This window comes from Mesorhizobium sp. M0751 (genome assembly GCF_040320265.1).
GTDB lineage: Bacteria > Pseudomonadota > Alphaproteobacteria > Rhizobiales > Rhizobiaceae > Mesorhizobium.
The window spans coordinates 1-18366 of record NZ_JAMYPH010000005.1 but is presented as its reverse complement, the minus strand read 5'-3'; the positions used below and the strand labels follow the sequence as shown (position 1 = coordinate 18366).

At 60.9% G+C, this 18366-nt stretch carries 19 protein-coding genes and 2 pseudogenes; 4 read left to right on the top strand and 17 right to left on the bottom strand.

The window, feature by feature from the left end:
• Positions 1-78 precede the first annotated feature (78 nt).
• The 3 genes and pseudogenes from NKI19_RS10240 to NKI19_RS10230 form a co-directional block, all read right to left on the bottom strand.
• The gene (locus tag NKI19_RS10240) at positions 79-273 is read right to left on the bottom strand and encodes a hypothetical protein (protein ID WP_352454349.1); all 195 of its coding nucleotides are present in this window, start codon (positions 271-273) and stop codon (positions 79-81) included.
• 41 nt (positions 274-314) lie between these two features.
• Positions 315-467: a hypothetical protein gene (locus NKI19_RS10235; protein WP_023677802.1), complete on the bottom strand. Its 153-nt coding sequence runs from the start codon at positions 465-467 to the stop codon at positions 315-317.
• A 210-nt stretch (positions 468-677) separates the two neighbouring features.
• Positions 678-1022: pseudogene (locus tag NKI19_RS10230) on the bottom strand (DUF2147 domain-containing protein).
• A gap of 459 nt (positions 1023-1481) precedes the next feature.
• Here NKI19_RS10230 and NKI19_RS10225 point away from each other — a divergent pair.
• Positions 1482-1748 (top strand): SEL1-like repeat protein, encoded by a 267-nt coding sequence (locus NKI19_RS10225; RefSeq protein ID WP_010915070.1) that lies wholly within the window; start codon positions 1482-1484, stop codon positions 1746-1748.
• Between the two features lie 390 nt (positions 1749-2138).
• The gene (locus NKI19_RS10220) at positions 2139-3260 is read left to right on the top strand and encodes a branched-chain amino acid ABC transporter substrate-binding protein (RefSeq protein WP_352471026.1); all 1122 of its coding nucleotides are present in this window, start codon (positions 2139-2141) and stop codon (positions 3258-3260) included.
• 99 nt (positions 3261-3359) lie between these two features.
• Here NKI19_RS10220 and NKI19_RS10215 read toward each other — a convergent pair whose 3' ends face one another.
• The 12 genes from NKI19_RS10215 to NKI19_RS10160 all read right to left on the bottom strand — a co-directional run bounded on the left by NKI19_RS10215 (position 3360) and on the right by NKI19_RS10160 (position 13280).
• A complete protein-coding gene (locus NKI19_RS10215; protein ID WP_352566152.1) occupies positions 3360-5348 on the bottom strand; it encodes an acetyl/propionyl/methylcrotonyl-CoA carboxylase subunit alpha in 1989 nt (662 codons plus the stop codon).
• A 111-nt stretch (positions 5349-5459) separates the two neighbouring features.
• Entirely contained in the window at positions 5460-5834 is a 375-nt protein-coding gene (locus NKI19_RS10210; RefSeq protein ID WP_023677798.1) for a hypothetical protein, read from the bottom strand.
• A gap of 43 nt (positions 5835-5877) precedes the next feature.
• Positions 5878-6258: a hypothetical protein gene (locus NKI19_RS10205; protein WP_352566154.1), complete on the bottom strand. Its 381-nt coding sequence runs from the start codon at positions 6256-6258 to the stop codon at positions 5878-5880.
• A 29-nt stretch (positions 6259-6287) separates the two neighbouring features.
• On the bottom strand, positions 6288-6662 hold the full coding sequence (locus NKI19_RS10200) for a hypothetical protein (RefSeq protein ID WP_352566208.1): 375 nt from the start codon (positions 6660-6662) through the stop codon (positions 6288-6290).
• Between the two features lie 115 nt (positions 6663-6777).
• Positions 6778-7308, bottom strand: coding sequence for an O-acetyl-ADP-ribose deacetylase (locus tag NKI19_RS10195; protein ID WP_352471028.1), 531 nt, complete (start codon positions 7306-7308; stop codon positions 6778-6780).
• Position 7309: 1 nt separating this feature from the next.
• Positions 7310-8917: a carboxyl transferase domain-containing protein gene (locus NKI19_RS10190; protein ID WP_352566156.1), complete on the bottom strand. Its 1608-nt coding sequence runs from the start codon at positions 8915-8917 to the stop codon at positions 7310-7312.
• 4 nt (positions 8918-8921) lie between these two features.
• Positions 8922-9305 carry a type II toxin-antitoxin system VapC family toxin gene (locus NKI19_RS10185; RefSeq protein ID WP_352566157.1) on the bottom strand — a complete coding sequence of 128 codons (384 nt, stop codon included), beginning with the start codon at positions 9303-9305 and terminating at the stop codon, positions 8922-8924.
• Positions 9302-9694, bottom strand: coding sequence for an AbrB/MazE/SpoVT family DNA-binding domain-containing protein (locus NKI19_RS10180; RefSeq protein WP_352566159.1), 393 nt, complete (start codon positions 9692-9694; stop codon positions 9302-9304). The genes NKI19_RS10185 and NKI19_RS10180 overlap by 4 nt, the downstream gene beginning before the upstream one ends.
• A gap of 82 nt (positions 9695-9776) precedes the next feature.
• Positions 9777-10940 carry an isovaleryl-CoA dehydrogenase gene (locus NKI19_RS10175; protein WP_352566160.1) on the bottom strand — a complete coding sequence of 388 codons (1164 nt, stop codon included), beginning with the start codon at positions 10938-10940 and terminating at the stop codon, positions 9777-9779.
• 47 nt (positions 10941-10987) lie between these two features.
• Positions 10988-11650 (bottom strand): TetR/AcrR family transcriptional regulator, encoded by a 663-nt coding sequence (locus NKI19_RS10170; protein WP_352540763.1) that lies wholly within the window; start codon positions 11648-11650, stop codon positions 10988-10990.
• A 148-nt stretch (positions 11651-11798) separates the two neighbouring features.
• A complete protein-coding gene (locus NKI19_RS10165) occupies positions 11799-12077 on the bottom strand; it encodes an acylphosphatase (protein WP_352449018.1) in 279 nt (92 codons plus the stop codon).
• 90 nt (positions 12078-12167) lie between these two features.
• On the bottom strand, positions 12168-13280 hold the full coding sequence (locus NKI19_RS10160; RefSeq protein ID WP_352566162.1) for a pyridoxal phosphate-dependent aminotransferase: 1113 nt from the start codon (positions 13278-13280) through the stop codon (positions 12168-12170).
• 119 nt (positions 13281-13399) lie between these two features.
• Here NKI19_RS10160 and NKI19_RS10155 point away from each other — a divergent pair, with 119 nt between their 5' ends.
• Positions 13400-15052: a tetratricopeptide repeat-containing sulfotransferase family protein gene (locus NKI19_RS10155; protein WP_352566164.1), complete on the top strand. Its 1653-nt coding sequence runs from the start codon at positions 13400-13402 to the stop codon at positions 15050-15052.
• 44 nt (positions 15053-15096) lie between these two features.
• Here the strand turns inward: NKI19_RS10155 and NKI19_RS10150 are convergent.
• Positions 15097-15247 (bottom strand): annotated as a pseudogene (locus NKI19_RS10150) (pyridoxal phosphate-dependent aminotransferase); the annotation flags it as partial.
• A gap of 107 nt (positions 15248-15354) precedes the next feature.
• Here NKI19_RS10150 and NKI19_RS10145 point away from each other — a divergent pair.
• Positions 15355-17007, top strand: a complete 1653-nt coding sequence (locus NKI19_RS10145) for a tetratricopeptide repeat-containing sulfotransferase family protein (RefSeq protein WP_352566166.1) — start codon at positions 15355-15357, stop codon at positions 17005-17007.
• A gap of 262 nt (positions 17008-17269) precedes the next feature.
• Here NKI19_RS10145 and NKI19_RS10140 read toward each other — a convergent pair.
• Positions 17270-18366 (bottom strand): porin (locus NKI19_RS10140; protein WP_352951117.1); only part of this gene is annotated, 1097 nt, incomplete at its 5' end.

The following is an 18366-nucleotide window of genomic DNA, read 5'->3' as shown; positions in this document are numbered from 1 at the left end:
CCCAATATAGAGAGTTGGACGCGCGGTTGGGAGGGGGTAAGGCGGCCTCAATACGCGCTGTCGGCGTTTTTCGGTCTGCTAACCGCGCTGCAGGCTAACCAGCAGCACAAAGCCGAGGCCTGACTTCCTCAACGCAGGCGCCTCGATCGTCGAGCCGGCATTGGTGCGCATCGTCGGCACGGCCAGTACCGGTACCGAAAGAACAGTCAGGATGAGCGCCGCGCGCGGCAGCAGCCGAAGCGTCTTGAGGGTGTTGGCGGCGAGGCGGTTCATTGGCGTTTTGCTTTTCTCTAAAGGTTCAGCTCTTTGTCGTTTCAGTGGTGAAGATGGTTCAAGCAACCGAGTCGGCAGGAACTGGCGACGTCCCAGGAGCGGGACGGCCGGCCGGCTTCGGCGACAAGGACGGCGAACAACATGCCGAACAGACTCATCAGCAGGCAGACGATGGTGAAGCGGCGGGCAAGCATTGCGCGGTGTCTCCTTCAACACGCATGACAATGCCTTGCCCCGGCTGAACCGGCTCTGATCCCGGCGTTCATCTGCGGTTCAAAAATGGTTGATGATCTCTGAGAGGGTCCGCTGTGAGTGCAGCGACCCATGGCGACACCATGGCTGCGAGACCGATAACATGAAAACGGGGCCGACTGGCCCCGCTCACCCCGGCAGGAAGGGCACGATCAGAGCTTGTGCCAGGTCTGGCTCTTGCAGATCAGCCCGCCGAGCACGCAGCCGCTCATCTTGAGAGAACTGCCGGAAAGCGAAGCCTTGCCCGAATAGGTCTTGTCGGTTTCCGGGTCGGTTATCGTGCCGGCATATTTGTTGTCGCCGGCAACCTTCAGTGAACCGATGTTCTTGCCGGCAAATTTGCCGGATTTGAGCGTAATCGAAAATGCCCCGCCGCCACCCTAAATGGCGGCAGTCGATCCGGCTTGCGTTTTCCAATTGCCTTCGATCGGATCGGCCCATGCCGCGCCGGTCATCATTATTGCGGCCGCGAGGGCCAGGCTCACTTGTCGAAACATGTCTTTCCTCCCTCAGGTAAGTCCAATCGGGCTCCGTCCCGGGTGTCTGCCCCTTACGCAAACGTAAGCTAGTCCAGCTCCCGGAAAAACAAAAGCGGTGCCGCCACGGAAGGGTTGCGGGTTTTTGCCCGCTCCCGAACGGCCGCGCCGGCGAAAAATGAAACGGGCCGCACACGTCTTTGTCTTCTGTGGTTAGCGGAGTCTTGATCCGCGCCTCGCAAGTTTTCTTCAAATCTTGTGCAAACCGGCGCGATTGCTGGCTTTGTATCCTTAACGAATTTTCGCGTTTACCTCTTGTTTTAGCTTTGTTTTCCTCAAATTAAGCACGCCATTTAACGACGGATTCAAGCCTCCGGGGCATTCTCGAAAGCATCGAAAGAGCGGCCGCCCCCGACGGTAATCAAGGACACCGAGGGACAGACGGAGACAGCTCTCGGGAGCCAGAACAGGGGATTTGAAATGGCACGTTTTGAAATGCTTGAAGCCGGCTTCGGCGCCATGGGGGCAACCGCCCAGGCCGATATTCTTTTCGAGTTGGGCATGATGTATGCGACTGGCCGCGATTGCGAGACCGACGTCGTCGCCGCCCACAAATGGTTCAACATCGCCGCGATCAAGGGTTCGGCCCGCGCCGCGGAACTGCGCTCCGAATTGTCTGCCGCCATGTCGAAGGTCGAGATCGCCAAGGCGCTGCGCGAAGCTCGCGAATGGATGACGATGCACTGAATTCGCCGGCATCGACCTCACAAGGGGTACTGACCTCACGACAGGGACGCTTCGGGTCAAGGCCGCGCAGAGGGCCGGGCCCGAAAAATCAAGGCCGCGCAAGACGGCCGGGCCAACAAGATCAAGAACACGGCGGACGAGCCGCGCCATAAACCGTACAAACAGGGAAGGCGAGCGGATCCTGGTGGGGATACCTCGGGAACTCGATGAGAAAAGCTGCGACCGGCCGGAACAAGGCTGGCGCGGCTTTGTCTTTGGAACAGCGCATTACAGGCCCAATCGAGCGCCGACGATGCGTCTAGACAGCTCCGGTGAAGGATGAAATTCTCCCGCCATTCTGGAAGAGGCGCGGCCGGGATGGTCGCGCGAGAGTGGAGGAGTTGTGTCACCATGAAGAAATTCAGTATTTTCAGCGCAGCCATATTTGGCCTGATGATGACCGCGCCGGTCGCCTTCGCCGATGACATCACCTTTTCGGTGGTCGGACCGATGACCGGTCAGCTTGCCAACATCGGCGATCAGTTTAAGCAAGGCGCGCAAGCCGCCGCCGACGCGATCAACGCGGCGGGCGGCGTCGACGGCCGCCAGATCAAGCTCGACATCGAGGATGACCAGTGCGATCCGAAGCAGGCGGTTTCGGTCGCCAACCGCATCATCGCCAACGGTGTCAAGTTCATCGATGGCCACGCCTGCTCGGGCTCCAGCATCCCGGCCTCCGCTGTCTACGCCGAAGCCGGTGCGCTGATGATGAGTCCGGCTTCCTCGAACCCGGTGTTGACCGATGCAGCGGCGAAAGCCGGCTGGCCGACGATCATGCGCCTCTACACGCGCGACGATGCGCAGGGCGCTTTCATCGGTCCCTGGATCGCCAAGAAATATGCCGGCAAGAAAGTCGTCATCCTGCACGACAAGAGCGCCTATGGGCAGGGCGTGGCCGATGCCGTGAAGGCAACGATGAACCAGAACGGTCTCAATGAAATCCTCTACGAGGGCATCAACGCTGGCGAGAAGGACTATTCCGCTCTTGTTACCAAGCTCAAGGAGCTGAAAGCCGACGTCGTCTATTTCGGCGGCTATCACCCCGAAGCCGGCCTGATCCTGCGCCAGTCGGCGGAGCAGAACCTCAAGTTCCAGTTGATCATGCCGGACTCGATCGCTTCGCCGGAATTCTGGCAGGTTGCCGGTCCGGCCGGCGAAGGCACCATGTTCGTCTTCCCATCGAATCCGCAGGCGAAGCCCGAAGCCAAGGAGGCCATCGCCAAGATCAAGGCCGGCGGCTTCGTGCCTGAGGGCTTCACGCTGTTTTCCTATGCGGTGATCCAGGCCTTCGCCGAAGGCATCAAACGCGCCGGCAGCGACGATCCGGCAAAAGTCGCCGAAGCGTTAAAGAACGGCCAGCCGATCAGCACGGTTGTCGGCTCGGTCACCTTCGACGAGAAGGGCGACCTCAAGAACGCGAGCTACGACATCAACCAGTGGCATGACGGCAAATACGCGCCGATCCAACCGTGATGGCCGCGGCGCCGCAAGACGCGCTGCTGTAATCGAACATGGCCGGGGGTCAAACCCGGCCACATTTTTTTTGGCGACGCCTTTGTCACGCGTTCGAGATCACTTCGTGGATAGGGAAACAGCAGTCAACTGAGGTTCCTCGACAAAGCGAACCAGCACGGTGCCGTCGGTTACCTGCGCGCCTTCGGCAGCAATCTCGGCGATAACCCCGTCATGGGGCGCGGCAATGGTGTGCTCCATCTTCATCGCCTCCAGGATCAGCAGCGGCTGGCCCTTGATCACGGACTCGCCTTTGCCTGCACGCACCAATTTGACCAGGCCGGGCATTGGAGCGCGCAGGCTGACGGAAGCGGCGGCGGCTTCGTCGGCTCGGGCCAGCGGATCCGGCACGGCAAAACCGTAGCCGATGGCGCCATCGAAGACCGTGACGTGGCCCGGCCAGCGGGCGAGGCGAGGCGCCGCGCGGAGATCCCGCGAATTGACGCTGTCATAGGGCGCATCCAGCGCCACCTCGAACCGCCCGTCCGGCCGCACCGACACGCGCGCGCCGATCTCCTGCTCGCCAAACTTCAGCAGGGTGCTCCGCGCTACAGCGTGGAAATGCGCATAGCCGGCCAGTGACGACCAGGGATCGTCCGAGGACGGCAAGTCGCGCGCACCGGACGCGGCAAGTGCCGCGGCGGCAATCGTCTCACCGCTCGGCGGCGGAACCGCCGTCAACGCCTGCTGGTGCCTGGCGATCAGGCCGGTATCGACATCGCCCGCCGCAAAATCCGCATCAGCGGCCAGCGCGGCAAGAAAGCCAGTGTTGACCGTCGAGCCGGCGATTTCGGTCTGCGACAGTGCCGTGCCAAGCGCGATGAGCGCCGTCCGTCTGTCCTTGCCATGAACGATCAGCTTGGCGATCATCGGATCGTAGAACGGCGAAATCGCATCGCCAGCGCGTACACCGGTTTCGACGCGCATGGTCGCACCCTCCGGTGCCGGCTGCGGAAATTTCAAATGGTGCAAGGTGCCGGTCGCCGGCAAAAACCCTCTTGCCGCGTCCTCGGCATAGATGCGCGCCTCGAAGGCGTGGCCGGAGAGCGCGATCTCGCTCTGCGTCTTCGGCAGTTTTTCGCCGGCGGCTACCCGCAACTGCCACTCGACCAGGTCGATGCCGGTAACCATTTCGGTGACGGGGTGCTCGACCTGCAGACGGGTGTTCATTTCCATGAACCAGAAACGGTCGGCCTTCAGACCTTGCGAGGCATCGACGATGAACTCGATGGTACCGGCGCCGGAATAGTGGATTGCCTTGGCGGCTTTCACCGCCGCCTCCGTCATCGCCTTGCGCAGTGCCGGCGTCATGCCGGGGGCAGGCGCCTCCTCGATCACCTTCTGGTGGCGGCGCTGCGCCGAGCAGTCGCGTTCGTGAAGATGCACGGCGTTGCCGAAATTGTCACCAAACACCTGCACTTCGATGTGGCGCGGCTTGTCGACATATTTTTCCACCAAGACGCGGTCGTCACCGAACGCGGCTTTCGCCTCGCGCCGCGCGCCCGACAGTGCTTCCGAAAAATCATCGGGATGCTCGACGCGCCGCATGCCTTTGCCGCCGCCGCCGGCGCGCGCCTTGATCAGTACGGGGTAGCCTATCTCGCGCGCCTTGGAGGCGAGCAACACGATCTCCTGCGCTTCGCCGTGATAGCCCGGAACGACAGGCACGCCGGCCTTTTCCATCAGCCGCTTGGCCGCGTCCTTCAGTCCCATGGCACGGATCGAGGCCGCCGACGGCCCAATGAAGATCAGCCCCGCCGCGACCACCTGGTCGACGAAATCGGGGTTTTCCGAAAGAAAGCCGTAGCCCGGATGGATAGCCGCGGCACCTGTGGCCAAAGCCGCCGCGATGATCTTGTCGCCGCGCAGATAGCTTTCGTTGGCGGGAGAGGCGCCGATATGCACCGCTTCGTCGGCCATTTCGACATGCAGGGCGTGAGCGTCGGCGTCGGAATACACGGCGATGCTGCGCACACCCATCCTGCGTGCCGAGCGGATCACCCGGCAGGCGATCTCGCCACGGTTGGCGATCAGGATCTTGGCGAACATCGGGCCTCCACAGGCAGAGCTGCCGCCAACGGCGCGAATTCTCGTCACGCGAACTGCGGCAATGCCCTGCTTTGTAGTCTGGCGGTCAAAGGGTAGGCAAGCGAGGCCTGCCTACTTTGAGGCCGCGATTTCGCAAGCTCCCCCGGTCGTGACCCTGTAACGGTCGCGGGTGACCTGGCAGGATTTCATCGCCATATCCTCGGCAGCCTTTTGCGAGGGCGCATTCAAGCGCGAGCCGCACAGGATGTACAACGAACGCACCCGGGAATACGGAGTGGTCGCATAAGCTGAATGGCCGCTGGCCGCGACATAGGCCTTATATGCCTTGGTGCATGGCCGATCCGCGGTCGCCGGAAAATACGGGTAGAAGCGGACGTCGCCCTTGCTTCCAGCCAGCGATTCCGCCGCGCCGACATTGGGGCTCGAGATTAGAAGCAACCCGGTTATTAGCGAGAAGACTGCTTGTTTGACGCTTATAGATTTCATTTTTCCCACCCATTGAATATGTCGAAGGCCGACGAGTGTCGGTCTATTTGGAGGCAGCTATGGCGCAGGCCCCTGCAGTCGTGACCTTGTACTTGCTGCGCGCGGACTGGCAGGATTTCAACGCCAGCGCCTCCGCAGCCTTCTGGGATGTTGCATTCAGATAAGCACCGCAAATAGTGAATTCGGTTGCCCAGTTGAATGGCGTCATCGCATAGGCCGAGTGACCGCCAGCCGCCACATAGTCCTTGTAATTCTTGCCGCAGCCTCCGATTGTACCCGGTGCAAAATAGACCGGAAAACGGCTGTCGCCCTTGCTTCCCGCCAGCGATTCGGCGGCGCCGACATTCGGTGCAGAGGCCACAAGCAGTGCAAGTACCGACATGGCTGCTCGCTTGATTGATAAAGATTTCATTGCCAAACCCATTTGAACCCCAAACACTGAAATATATTCGCCTACTTGGAGGCAGCGATTTCGCAGCCGCCGCCTGTTGTAACTCTGTAACTGTTGCGGGCGGCCTGACAGGATTTCAACGCCAATTCTTCGGCAGCTTGCTGTGACGGTGCATTCAAGCGCGAGCCGCAGATGATGTACAGAAAACGCACCCGGGAATACGGAGTGGTTGCATAGGCTGAATGGCCGCCGGCCGCTACATAGGCCTTATAGGCCCTGGTACACGGATCCTTCGGGCTCTGCGGCAAATAGGGATAGAAACGGGTCTCGCCCTTGCTTCCCGCCAGCGACTGCGCTGCGCCGATGCCAGGGGTCACTAATATAAGCAACCCTGCAAGTAAATGCACAGTTGTTCTCTGAAAAACGCGCCGCCTCATCTTCGCCCAATCCCCATTGGTATTTGCGATGATCAATAGCCGTGATTCTTTCGTCTGGCCAGATCGAGAAGCAAAAAATAGTCTGGAGATGTGGTGGGTTGTCTCCCGCGCAGGGTCACACCCTGCCGAGTGCAGCGACGACCCGCTGATACAATTCGGCCGTCGGCTCGTCGAAGCAGCAGAAAATGACGGTTTCCGGAGCGATGTTCTGGCCGATGAAGGCGCTCACGGTCCCGACAGCAATTTGCGTCGCCTGATCCTTCGGATAGCGGTAGGCCCCGGTCGAGATCGCAGGAAACGCCACCGTCCGGCAGTCCTTTGCGGCGGCGATTTCGAGCGACCGGCGATAGCAGGAGGCGAGCAGTTCGGCTTCTCCTTTGCTGCCACCTTGCCAGACCGGCCCGACCGTATGAATGACGTAGCGCGCGGGCAGCCTGTAGCCCTTGGTGATTTTTGCGTCTCCGACCTTGCAGCCATGCAAGGTCCGGCATTCTGCCACAAGCTCGGGGCCGGCCGCGCGGTGGATAGCGCCGTCGACGCCGCCGCCTCCGAGAAGCGAGGTGTTGGCGGCGTTGACGATGGCATCGACCGCCAGCTTCGTGATGTCGCCGGTTTGAATGCGAATCCTCTGGCCGATTTCGCTCATCTCACATCCTGAACACGCCGAATTTTGTCTCCTCGATCTCGGCGTTGAGCGCGGCCGAAAGGCTGAGCGCCAGCACCTCGCGGGTCTTGGCCGGGTCGATGATGCCGTCGTCCCAGAGCCTTGCCGACGAATAGAGCGGGTGTCCCTCGTGCTCGTACTTCATCAGGATCGGCTTCTTGAATTTCGCTTCCTCCTCAGCGCTCCATTCCCCGCCCTTGCGCTCGATGCCTTCGCGCTTGACCACGGCCAGCACCGTTGCCGCCTGCTCGCCGCCCATCACCGAAATGCGGGCATTTGGCCACATCCACAGGAAGCGTGGCGAATAGGCGCGTCCGCACATGCCGTAATTGCCGGCACCGAACGAGCCGCCGATGATCACGGTCACCTTCGGCACCTTGGCCGTTGCGACCGCCATGACCAGCTTGGCGCCGTCCTTGGCGATGCCGCCGGCCTCGTATTTTCGCCCGACCATGAAGCCGGTGATGTTCTGCAGGAAAATCAGCGGGATCTTGCGCTGGCAGCACAGCTCGATGAAGTGCGCGCCCTTCAGCGCGCTTTCCGAAAACAGCACGCCATTGTTGGCGACGATGCCGACCGGCATGCCGCTGAGATGGGCGAAGCCGGTGACCAGCGTGGTGCCGTAATTCTGCTTGAACTCATCGAACTCGGAGCCGTCGACGATGCGGGCGATCACCTCGCGCACGTCGTAAGGCTGGCGCAGATCCGTAGGCACGATGCCGTAGAGTTCATGTGGATCGTGAAGCGGCGGAATCGATTTCTGCAAGGCCAGGCTTACAGTTTTGTTCCGATTCAGATTTTTGACGATACGCCGGCATATGGCCAGCGCATGCTCGTCGTCGAGCGCATAGTGGTCGGCAACGCCGGAGAGCCTTGTGTGCACGTCGGCGCCGCCGAGGTCCTCGGCGGTGACGTCCTCGCCGGTGGCCGCCTTCACCAGCGGCGGCCCGCCGAGAAAGATGGTTGCCTGGTTGCGCACCATGATTGTTTCGTCCGACATCGCAGGCACATAGGCGCCGCCGGCCGTGCACGAACCCATGACGCAGGCGATCTGCGGAATGCCGGCAGCCGACATGTTGGCCTGGTTGTAGAAGATGCGGCCGAAATGATCGCGGTCGGGAAACACCTCATCCTGGTTGGGCAGATTGGCGCCGCCGCTGTCGACCAGATAGACGCAAGGCAGATTGTTCTGTAGCGCGATCTCCTGTGCACGCAGATGCTTCTTCACCGTCAGCGGATAGTAGGTGCCGCCCTTCACCGTGGCGTCATTGACGACGACCATCACTTCGGTGCCTTCGACGCGCCCGATGCCGGCGATGAGGCCGGCCGAAGGGACGTCCTCGCCATACATCGACCAAGCGGCGAACTGGCCGATCTCGAGGAAGGGCGAGCCGGTATCGAGCAATTGGGCGAGGCGTTGCCGCGGCAGGAGTTTGCCGCGCGAGACGTGCCGTTCACGCGCTTCCTCCGAGCCACCGCGCTCGATGGCGGCAGCTTTTTCCGCAATATCGGCGACCAGCGCCCGCATGCGCTCGGCATTGGCGTGGAAGGCGTCGGAGGCGGACGAGATCTGCGAGGTGAGGGGGGGCATGGCGCTACCGGATCAGCTCGATTTTGCAGCCGACATCGAGGTCGCCCCAATCGCGATCGGCGGTGACAGCAATGGCGTTCTCGCGAATTGCCAGAGCGAGGCAGGCCCGATCGCCAAGCGACAAACCGCGATGCCGCGTCAATTGTCGAAGCTGCCCGGCCGCGATGCCCATCGCGTCGTCGAAAGCGGCGATCGGCATGCCGAGACTGGCGAGGTCGTCCGCGGCCTGTTCCATGCTGCGTCCCTTGTCGATCAGCTTGGCGATGATTTCGGCCGCATTGACTGAACTGCATTGTGCGTCCGGCGCGAACCCCAACGTATTGTCGGTGCCTTGCTCGTTGAGCAGGATTGCGAGCGCCGCCGAACTGTCCATGACGTAGGGTTTCATTTCGTCGGCTTTCCCGTTGTCCCTTCGGCGTGAAGCCGGTCGAGACGCTTGTCGCTTCGACGCTGCTCTTCGCGTCGCTCTTTCAGAAATTCGTCGACGACGCTTTCACCGGGCTGTTTCAACGCTGACAATTCGGCCTGGACGCGTCGCAGATTCTGCAGCCACGATCTTACCCGCAGTTCGCCGTTCTCGACATGCAGGATCATATCGTCGCCAGGCTTCACGCCCATCTCCTCGCGCATCGCGGCAGGGATGACGAAGCGCCCGCCCTCGCCAAGCTTGACACGCTCGCGTTTCGCCGGAGCACGAAGCTGTGGTTGGCGAGCGCCGGCATCGAACTGTGTTTGCGGATCTTCGTCAAATCCGGACTTTCCCGTTCTGCCCGCCATGGTCCACCTCGCCTGGATTGTGGCACATTACCCCATGTATGCCACATCGTGCGGCTTCTGGCAAAATCTCAAAAAGACGCCATCAGGCGCCCTCCGCCATAATTTCTCGTCCGATCAGCCAGCGACGGATTTCGCTGGTGCCGGCGCCGATCTCGTAGAGCTTGGCGTCGCGCAAAAGCCGGCCGGTCGGGTAGTCGTTGATGTAGCCGTTGCCGCCCAAAAGCTGGATGGCGTCGAGCGCCATCAGCGTTGCCTTTTCGGCGGCGAAGAGAATACAGCCGGCAGCATCCTTGCGGGCCGTCTCACCGCGATCGCAGGCGGCGGCTACGGCATAGACGTAGGCGCGCGCCGCGTTCATCGTCGCATACATGTCGGCGAGTTTGCCTTGCACCAGCTGGAATTCGCCGATCGGCTGACCGAACTGCCTGCGTTCATGCACGTAAGGTATCGCCACGTCGAGGCACGCTGCCATCAGCCCGACCGGCCCGCCGGCCAGCACGGCGCGTTCGTAGTCGAGGCCCGACATCAACACCTCGACGCCGCGCCCTTCCTCGTGCAGTACATTGTCGAATGGCACTTCGACATTCTCGAACACCAACTCACCGGTGTTCGAGCCGCGCATGCCGAGCTTGTCGAGCTTTTGCGCCACCGAAAAACCGGCAAAGGCTTTTTCGACGATGAAGGCGGTGATGCCGCGCGAATTGAGTTCCGGATCGGTCTTGGCGTAGACGACCAGCGTCTCGGCATCCGGCCCGTTGGTGATCCACATCTTGGTGCCGTTGAGCACATAGCGGTCGTTGCGCTTTTCGGCGCGCAGGCGCAGCGACACGACATCGGAGCCGGCACCCGATTCCGACATCGCCAGTGCGCCGACCTTTTCGCCGCTGCAGAGCGATGGCAGATACTTTTCCTTCTGCGCCTGCGTTGCCCAGCGGTTGATCTGGTTGACGCAGAGGTTGGAATGGGCGCCGTAGGAGAGGCCGACCGAGGCCGAGGCGCGCGAAATCTCCTCCATCGCCACGACATGGGCAAGGTAGCCCATGCCGGTGCCGCCGAAATCGGGATCGGCGGTGATGCCGAGCAGGCCGAGCCCGCCGAGTTCGGCCCACAGATGTGCCGGGAATTCGTTCGAGCGGTCGATTTCGGCGGCGATCGGTGCGATCTTTTCCTGGGCGAAGCGCCGCACCAGGTCGCGCAGCGCCTCGATGTCTTCGTCAAGCCCGAAGTTGAGCGTATGCATGTACATGCCGTTCCTCCCGGCGCACGATCCCGAAATCGGGATCATGCGCGAAATCAAGTTGCTAGAGCGTCCTTTGCGCGCCCGAATAGAGGCGCGGCGTCGTAGCTCGTTGACGCGCCATCGCTCTTTGCTCCAACAAGGCGCATTGTCATTGCCAGATATGTAGCGGTGACTTCGGCGATCGACAGCCGCTCGCCCGGCCGGAACCAGACAATGACGCCGGTCATCATCTGGATCAGCGCCATGGCGGTGAGCCCGGTGTCTTCGATGCTGAATAACCCCGCTTCGACGCCGTCGCGCAGGATGGCGCGCAGCTCCTTCTCGTAGGCCGTGCGCATGCGCAGGATCTGCGTGAGTTTTTCATGCGACAGGCTGCGCAGCTCCATGTTCGAGACATGGGTGGAGTGGCGGCGTTCGATATGGAAAGCGATGTGGTTTTCGACATAAGCGGCAAGCCGCGCTGCCGGATCAGCGCCGACAGGGCGTGTTGCGCGCCACGCCTCGATCAAGCCTTCCATATGCTCACGCATCAGCATGAACAGAAGGTCCTGCTTGGTCGGGAAGTAGCGGTACAGCGCCGCTGCCTGGACGCCGACCTCGGCCGCCAGCTGGCGCATCGACATCGCCTCGTAGCCGAGACGCGCAATCAGGCTGACCGCCGCCTCGCGGACCGCAGCTTCGGTCTTCTCTCCGTCGGAACCGGTCGTACGCGCCATGACAAGCCGCCTTTTCGCGGACAATAAAACAAACGTTCAATTAATTCAAGGACCGAGGCATGTCCGGGCAGGGCAATGGCTTCAGGTTTGCTCTATCTGCACCCTGGAGATTTGTGCGATGGAAGCGAATGAGCAGGATCATGCCTTGCTAGGCAACAATCCTGAAACCCGCGGACATATCGCGAACCTCGATCTCCTCGACGTCGACCTTCGAAACCGCTGCCCCCGGCGGCCCTTGCCAAAGCCGTTCGATCATTGTCGAGACCGCCGCACCGGTCCCTGCGATCAAGGCTGTCACCGAGCCGTCAACTTCGTTGCGCACCCACCCGGCAAGGCCAAGCGCCGACGCCTCGCGCCGCGCCCAGACCCGGTAGCTGACGCCTTGCACCTTGCCGTATATGCGTACCTGCACCGTACGATCGGTCATCGCGCTCTCCATCCTCTGAGTCGAGTCTGGCGCATCGCCGTGCAAATTCAACCGCGTTGCCGCCGGTCAGCCACATAGGGCGAAGGCTCTTCAATTCCCTCGCGCTGCCGCCAGCGCGCCAGGCAGTTCCTCGGCAAAGATGTCGAGCTCGTGGTCGAGGCCGACACTGACCCGGATGCAGCGGTCGAGAACCGGCACCATCGGCTTGCGGATGAAGACGTCGCGTGACAACAGCGCCTGCAGCACTTTCAGTGCGAAAGCGCCGTCGCGGCCGCAGTCGATGGTGACGAAATTGGTCGCCGAAGCCAGCGGCTTCAGCCCGCTCGCTTCGGCTATTGCGGCGATACGCCGGCGGCCGGCGGCGACCCGCGCCACCACGCTATCCAGCCAGGCCTGATCGGCAAGCGCCTCGACACCGGCGATCTGCGCCATGCGGCTGACGCCATAGTGGTTGCGGATCTTCTCGAAGTCCCGAATCACCTGGGCCTCGGCCACCGCATAGCCGCAGCGTATGCCGGCCAGCCCATAGGCCTTGGAGAAGGTGCGCATGCGGATGACGTTCGGCGGCGCCACATCGATCGGCGGCAGCGCTGAGGCTGGCCCTAATTCGCCATAGGCTTCGTCGAGCACCAGCATTGTGGTCTCCGGCAAGGCTTCGATGAAGCGGCTGAGCTCGGCGGCTTCCCACCAGCTGCCCATCGGATTGTCCGGATTGGACAGGTAGACCAGTGGCGCCTTTTCCCTGGCCACTGCCGCCAGCAGGCCGTCGAGATTTTCCCGATCGTTCTCGTAGGGCACTGCGACCAGCCGGCCGCCGACGCCGGCAACATGAAAGTTGAAGGTCGGATAGGCGCCGAGCGAGGTCACCACCGCATCGCCCGGCGCCACATACATGCGCGCAACCAGGCTGAGCAGCCCGTCTATGCCTTCGCCGACGACGACGTTTTCGGCGCCGACACCGAGATGCCTGGCTACGGCTACCTTCAAATCGTGATTATCGGGGTCGCAATACATCCACATGTCGCCGGCAATCTCGGCCATGCGGGCAACGACGCGCGGCGAAGGGCCAAAGCTGCTCTCATTGGCGCCGATGCGGGCGCGAAAGGCGCGGCCGCGATCACGCTCCTGCGCCTCAGGGCCGACAAACGGCACCGTGGAGGGAAGCGCGTCGATGAGCGGCGTAAGGGGAGGGCGCAGGCGCATGATAGGGCTCGTTCGAAAGGGGGCCTTCTTGCTAGCCTGCCGGCTTGGCCTGCGCAAGTTCCGCGGCAGGCGGGAACGTCAGGCTGGATTCTCCCGGATCATTTTGCTAGCGAGACATGATGAGCAACCGACTGCCGCCCGCCTGGTCCAAACATATAAAGTCGCGCTCGGCGCCGAAAGTGGAACCGCCGAAAGCCAAACCATTGTCGCGGGCGCAGGCCGACGACATGCTGCTGAAACAGGCATATGACTTTCAGCAGGCCAAGCGGTTGGCCGAGGCTAAGGAACTGTGCCGTCGCGTGTTGGAGCGCACGCCCAACCATCCCTTGGCATTGTATATCATGGGCACGCTATTCATCGGGCTCGACGATGAAATTGCATTGCGATATTTGGCGTTAGCCGTCGGCGAGGAGCCTCGAAACCCCTATTACCACCTTAGTCTGGGTGAAACCTATCTGAAGGTCAGCGAATATTCGCCCGCAATCACGCATATCCAGCAGGCCTTGAAGTTGAAGCCGGATTTGCTGGAAGCGCTTTGCGCGTTGGGACGCGCTTACGTCGAATTCGACAAGGCTGACATAGCTCTGCCGCTTTACGAGAGAGCGCTCAAGATCAATCGCGATCATCCCCGCGTTCGGGCGGGATTGGCCAGCGCCCTCATCGGTCTCGGCCGCATGGACGAAGCCGAAATCTATCTGAAAGAGGCGATCGAACGTCGCATAGCCATGCCAGCCGCCTATAATGAGCTTGTGCGCACGCGCAAATTCACTGAAGAGCCGGCGGAACTTAAGTCCATCTTGCGCGAGCTTGGCAACCCAAAGCTTGACCCGGACAGTGCGATGACACTTCATCACGCTGCCGGCAAGGTGCTGAACGACCTTAAGCGCTACGACGACGCGATAGATCATTTCAAGAAAGCCAAACAGGTCGCCGGCTATAAGTTCGATCTGGAAGCCTATCGCCGCTGGGTCGACTCCACGATCGAGTTCTTCAACCCGGATATGTTGGCTGCCAAGGCGGGTTATGGAAGCCCATCGGAAGTGCCCGTGTTTGTACTGGGCATGCCCCGCTCGGGGACCACCCTGACCGAGCAGATTTGCGCGAGCCACCCGGATGTTCACGGCGCAGGAGAACTCAGCAAGCTAAGACGAACCGCAAATGCTATCGGCCTTACGAGGCTTTCGGCACAGGGCTTGGCCCAATCGATCGTGCCGATCACCCCCGACCTAGCCAAGATGCTGACCGAGGGGCACCTGTCCTACCTTCGTGAGCGTGCGCCGACCGCACTTCGCATAGTCGACAAAATGCCCCAGAATTTCGAACTGATAGGCCTCATAGGCCTTCTTTTCCCCAACGCGCGGATTATTCACTGTCGCCGCGACGCCATCGACAATTGCCTCTCATGCTTTTTCCTGAATTTCTCCAAGGGACACAGCTACATCACCGACCTGCAAACGCTCGGGCTGTATTATCGTGAATATGATCGCCTGATGCGACATTGGGACAAGGTTTTTCCGGGACGCATCTTCGAAAGTCGCTACGAGACGCTGGTTGCGGATCAGGAGGCACAATCGCGCCGTCTGATCGATCATCTTGGATTGCCCTGGGACGATGCCTGCCTGCGCTTCTTCGAGAATGACGGTTCGGTCAACACGGCCAGTCGCTGGCAGGTTCGGCAGCCCATCTACAACTCGTCCATCAAGCAATGGAAAAATTATGAGAGCAAGATCCAGCCGCTGATTGACGCCTTGGGCGACCTGGCCGAACTTTGAACAAGTAGGTGCGACAAGGCCCGTTAGAACGAGCAATGTAAGCGAAGCATGCCGCCGACGCCGGCAATATGAAAATTGAAGGTTGGGTTGGCGCCGAGCGAGGTCACCACCGCGTCGCCGGGCGCCATACATGCGCGCCACCAGGCTGAGCAGCCCGTCTATGCCTTCGCCGACGACAACATTGTCGGCGCCGACGCCGAGCGGAGGGCCCTCGCTAGCCTGCCGGCTCGCCTCGCGCAAGTTCCGCGGCAGGCGGAAACGTCAGGCTGGATTCTCCCGGATCATTTTGCTAGCGAGACATGATGAACAACCGACTGCCGCCCGCGTGGTCCAAGCATGTAAAGTCCCGTTCGGCGCCGAAAGTGGAACCGCCGAAAGTGAAACCGCCGTCGCGCGCGCAAGCTGACGACATGCTGCTGCGACAGGCGCTCGAACTTCAGCAAGCCAAGCGGCTCCCGGAGGCGGAAGAATTATGCCATCGCGTTCTCGCCCGCACGCCCAACCACCCGCTTTCGCTCTATATACTCGGCACGTTGGGCCTCGGTGTCGACGATGAGTTGGCTCTCAAATATTTTGCGCGGGCAGTAAGCCAGACGCCTCAAAATCCATATTTCCACCTTAGCCTGGGAGAGGCCGGTCTGAAACTTGGCGACAGCTTGCTTGCGATCAGGCACCTGCAGTGCGCCTGCGAATTGAAGCCCGATCTGGTGGAAGCGCTTTGCGGACTGGCGCGTGCCTACGTCAACTTCGACAGGGCCGAGATGGCTTTGCCCCTTTACGAGAAGGCGCTAAAGATCAACGGCGACCATCCCATGGTCCGGATTGGTCTGGCTGGTGCGCTCACCGGCCTCGGCCGCATGGACGAAGCCAGAGCCTATCTCGATCAGGCAATAGAACGTCGCGTCGATGTTGGGGCAGCCTACAATTACCTGGTCGACACGCAAAAGTTCACCGAAAAACCTGCCGAGCTCGATTCTATCCTGCGCGAATTGTCCAATCCCAGGCTCGAACCGGTTGCTGCATCGCAGCTCCATCACGCCGCAGGCAAAGTGCTGAACGATCTCGAGCGCTATGAAGAGGCGATGGATCACTTCAAGAAGGCGAAAAAGGCCGCTGGTCACGATTTCGACCTGGAGTACTACCGCCGAAGCGTCGATTCCATGATCGAGATATTCAGCCCGTCACTATTGGAAGCCAAGGCTGGCCACGGCAGTCCGTCTGAAGTGCCTGTGTTTGTGCTGGGCATGCCCCGGTCGGGGACGACGCTGACGGAGCAGATCTGCGCGAGCCATCCGGATGTCCATGGCGCCGGGGAGCTTACGAAGCTGCGGCGAATCGCTAACTCGATGGGCTTTAGAACACTGTCGGATGAAGACCTGCGCAATTCGATTATGTCGATGACGAGGGATCAGTCGAGGGCGCTGGCCGAAGAATACCTGTCTTATCTGCGCCAGCACGCGCCTGCCGCGCCCCGCATCGTCGACAAGATGCCGCACAACTTCGAGTTTATCGGCGTGATTGGAATTCTCTTTCCCAACGCACGCATCATTCATTGCCGGCGCGATGCCATCGACAATTGCGTCTCCTGCTTCGTCTTGCATTTCACCAAGGACCACGGCTACAACGCCGACCTTGAGACACTCGGGTTGTACTACCGCGAATATGATCGCTTGATGCGGCACTGGGACAAGGTCTTTCCCGGACGTATATTCGAAAGCCGCTACGAGACGTTGGTTGCGGATCAGGAGACACAGTCGCGTCGTCTCATCGATCATCTTGGATTGCCTTGGGACGATTCCTGCCTGCGCTTTTTCGAGAAGGACAGGTCGGTCAATACCCCCAGCCGCTGGCAGGTCCGGCAGCCGATCTATACATCATCGGTCAAGCGCTGGAAAAAATATGAGAGCGCAATTCAGCCGCTGATTGACGCCTTGGGCGATCTGGCTGAAATTTGAACAAGTAGATGCGCCCGATCGGCCGAGGTCGATCGTGACTTGCTGTCGAGATACATTGATCCGGTAGGCCAGCTCTTCAGATCGGCCCAAGTTTTTCTTTTGCACGAACAAGCGTGCGGAGCGAGCATTGCATTCGACCAGCCCTGCGATCGGCTGCTCAGCAGCAGCCTGCATTATGCGTCGAGAGTTGACAGCTGCGTCGCGCCGATACGAAAAACCCGGCGGTTGCCCGCCGGGTTCAATCTCAATCTAGCTCGGACTGTTAGAATGAGCGCTGGAAGCGGAGCATGCCGCCGACGCTGTCCTTGTCGTCGGCATTGGTCCAGTTGCGATCGTAGGCTTTGTCAAACTGACCGTCGCGGGCCCAATCGACTTCGGCAGTGATCGTGAGACCGGGAACGATATCGTAGGCAATGTTCGCAGCGACGCCGTAGTTTTTGTCATCGTCAGCCGAGGCCTGGAGATTGAACGAGGTCTTCTCGTTGATGGTGTAGGTGCCACCACCCCAGACTGCCCAGTTGCCGCCCCACTGCTTGTAGAAGTTGCGGTCGATGTTGTCGTCAGAGCCGTAGCCGGCCATGATGAACAGTGTCAGGTTCTGTATCGGCGTAACGTCGACGCGAACCTTACCGGCCCACTCTTCCCAGGTGCTGTCATAGGCGGCGACACCGGTGATCGAGCCCCAGCCCTGCGTGTATTTGATACCGCCGACAACATACGGGACATAGCTGTCGATGGAATCATTGCCGCTGTTGCTGTCTTGGAAAATGCCAGGATCAGCGGCGGCACTGCCCGAACCGGTTTCCAACGAAGCCACGGCCGAGAAGCCGTTTCCGGCATCGAAGTAATACTGAACGACGTTGGTGTCGAAGCCGCCGTAGGGGACCAGCGTATCCTGGATGACGTTGCCGGCGTAGCCGATGAAGGTATCGAAGGCCGATTCGTCCTTACCGACGCGCAAACCACCGAGCTGGACCCAGGCAAAGTTCAGCGAAACGCTCGTACCGCCATTGAAGTTGTCATCAAGGTAATCGTTGTGGTTACCCCAGTTGAAGCGCGTCTCGGTGTATGTCTTCAGGGTGCCGAGCTCGGTTTCCTGGCCGGTCCAGGTCTTCAGCGTGAAGCGGGCGTGCTTGTAGTAGGTATCCTGCGAGTCGCCGTCCTGCTGATCGGTAGTCTTTGCACCGTCGAATGAGCCGACGTCACCGATGCCGATGTCATAGCGGACGTAGCCGCCGATGCGCAGGCAGGTTTCAGTGCCGGGGATGTAGAAGTAGCCAGCGCCGTAGACGTCGCAGATCTTGACGTATTCAGCGGGTTCCGGCTCGGCGACGACGACGGCGTCGGCGGCGCGCGCAC

What these genes read in the sequence shown, in the direction of transcription:
- NKI19_RS10240 (WP_352454349.1), bottom strand. Translation starts at nt 273, where the DNA reads ATGAACCGCCTCGCCGCCAACACCCTCAAGACGCTTCGGCTGCTGCCG.
- NKI19_RS10235 (WP_023677802.1), bottom strand. Translation starts at nt 467, where the DNA reads ATGCTTGCCCGCCGCTTCACCATCGTCTGCCTGCTGATGAGTCTGTTC.
- NKI19_RS10225 (WP_010915070.1), top strand. Translation starts at nt 1,482, where the DNA reads ATGGCACGTTTTGAAATGCTTGAAGCCGGCTTCGGCGCCATGGGGGCA.
- NKI19_RS10220 (WP_352471026.1), top strand. Translation starts at nt 2,139, where the DNA reads ATGAAGAAATTCAGTATTTTCAGCGCAGCCATATTTGGCCTGATGATG.
- NKI19_RS10215 (WP_352566152.1), bottom strand. Translation starts at nt 5,348, where the DNA reads ATGTTCGCCAAGATCCTGATCGCCAACCGTGGCGAGATCGCCTGCCGG.
- NKI19_RS10210 (WP_023677798.1), bottom strand. Translation starts at nt 5,834, where the DNA reads ATGAAATCTATAAGCGTCAAACAAGCAGTCTTCTCGCTAATAACCGGG.
- NKI19_RS10205 (WP_352566154.1), bottom strand. Translation starts at nt 6,258, where the DNA reads ATGGGTTTGGCAATGAAATCTTTATCAATCAAGCGAGCAGCCATGTCG.
- NKI19_RS10200 (WP_352566208.1), bottom strand. Translation starts at nt 6,662, where the DNA reads ATGAGGCGGCGCGTTTTTCAGAGAACAACTGTGCATTTACTTGCAGGG.
- NKI19_RS10195 (WP_352471028.1), bottom strand. Translation starts at nt 7,308, where the DNA reads ATGAGCGAAATCGGCCAGAGGATTCGCATTCAAACCGGCGACATCACG.
- NKI19_RS10190 (WP_352566156.1), bottom strand. Translation starts at nt 8,917, where the DNA reads ATGCCCCCCCTCACCTCGCAGATCTCGTCCGCCTCCGACGCCTTCCAC.
- NKI19_RS10185 (WP_352566157.1), bottom strand. Translation starts at nt 9,305, where the DNA reads ATGAAACCCTACGTCATGGACAGTTCGGCGGCGCTCGCAATCCTGCTC.
- NKI19_RS10180 (WP_352566159.1), bottom strand. Translation starts at nt 9,694, where the DNA reads ATGGCGGGCAGAACGGGAAAGTCCGGATTTGACGAAGATCCGCAAACA.
- NKI19_RS10175 (WP_352566160.1), bottom strand. Translation starts at nt 10,940, where the DNA reads ATGTACATGCATACGCTCAACTTCGGGCTTGACGAAGACATCGAGGCG.
- NKI19_RS10170 (WP_352540763.1), bottom strand. Translation starts at nt 11,650, where the DNA reads ATGGCGCGTACGACCGGTTCCGACGGAGAGAAGACCGAAGCTGCGGTC.
- NKI19_RS10165 (WP_352449018.1), bottom strand. Translation starts at nt 12,077, where the DNA reads ATGACCGATCGTACGGTGCAGGTACGCATATACGGCAAGGTGCAAGGC.
- NKI19_RS10160 (WP_352566162.1), bottom strand. Translation starts at nt 13,280, where the DNA reads ATGCGCCTGCGCCCTCCCCTTACGCCGCTCATCGACGCGCTTCCCTCC.
- NKI19_RS10155 (WP_352566164.1), top strand. Translation starts at nt 13,400, where the DNA reads ATGAGCAACCGACTGCCGCCCGCCTGGTCCAAACATATAAAGTCGCGC.
- NKI19_RS10145 (WP_352566166.1), top strand. Translation starts at nt 15,355, where the DNA reads ATGAACAACCGACTGCCGCCCGCGTGGTCCAAGCATGTAAAGTCCCGT.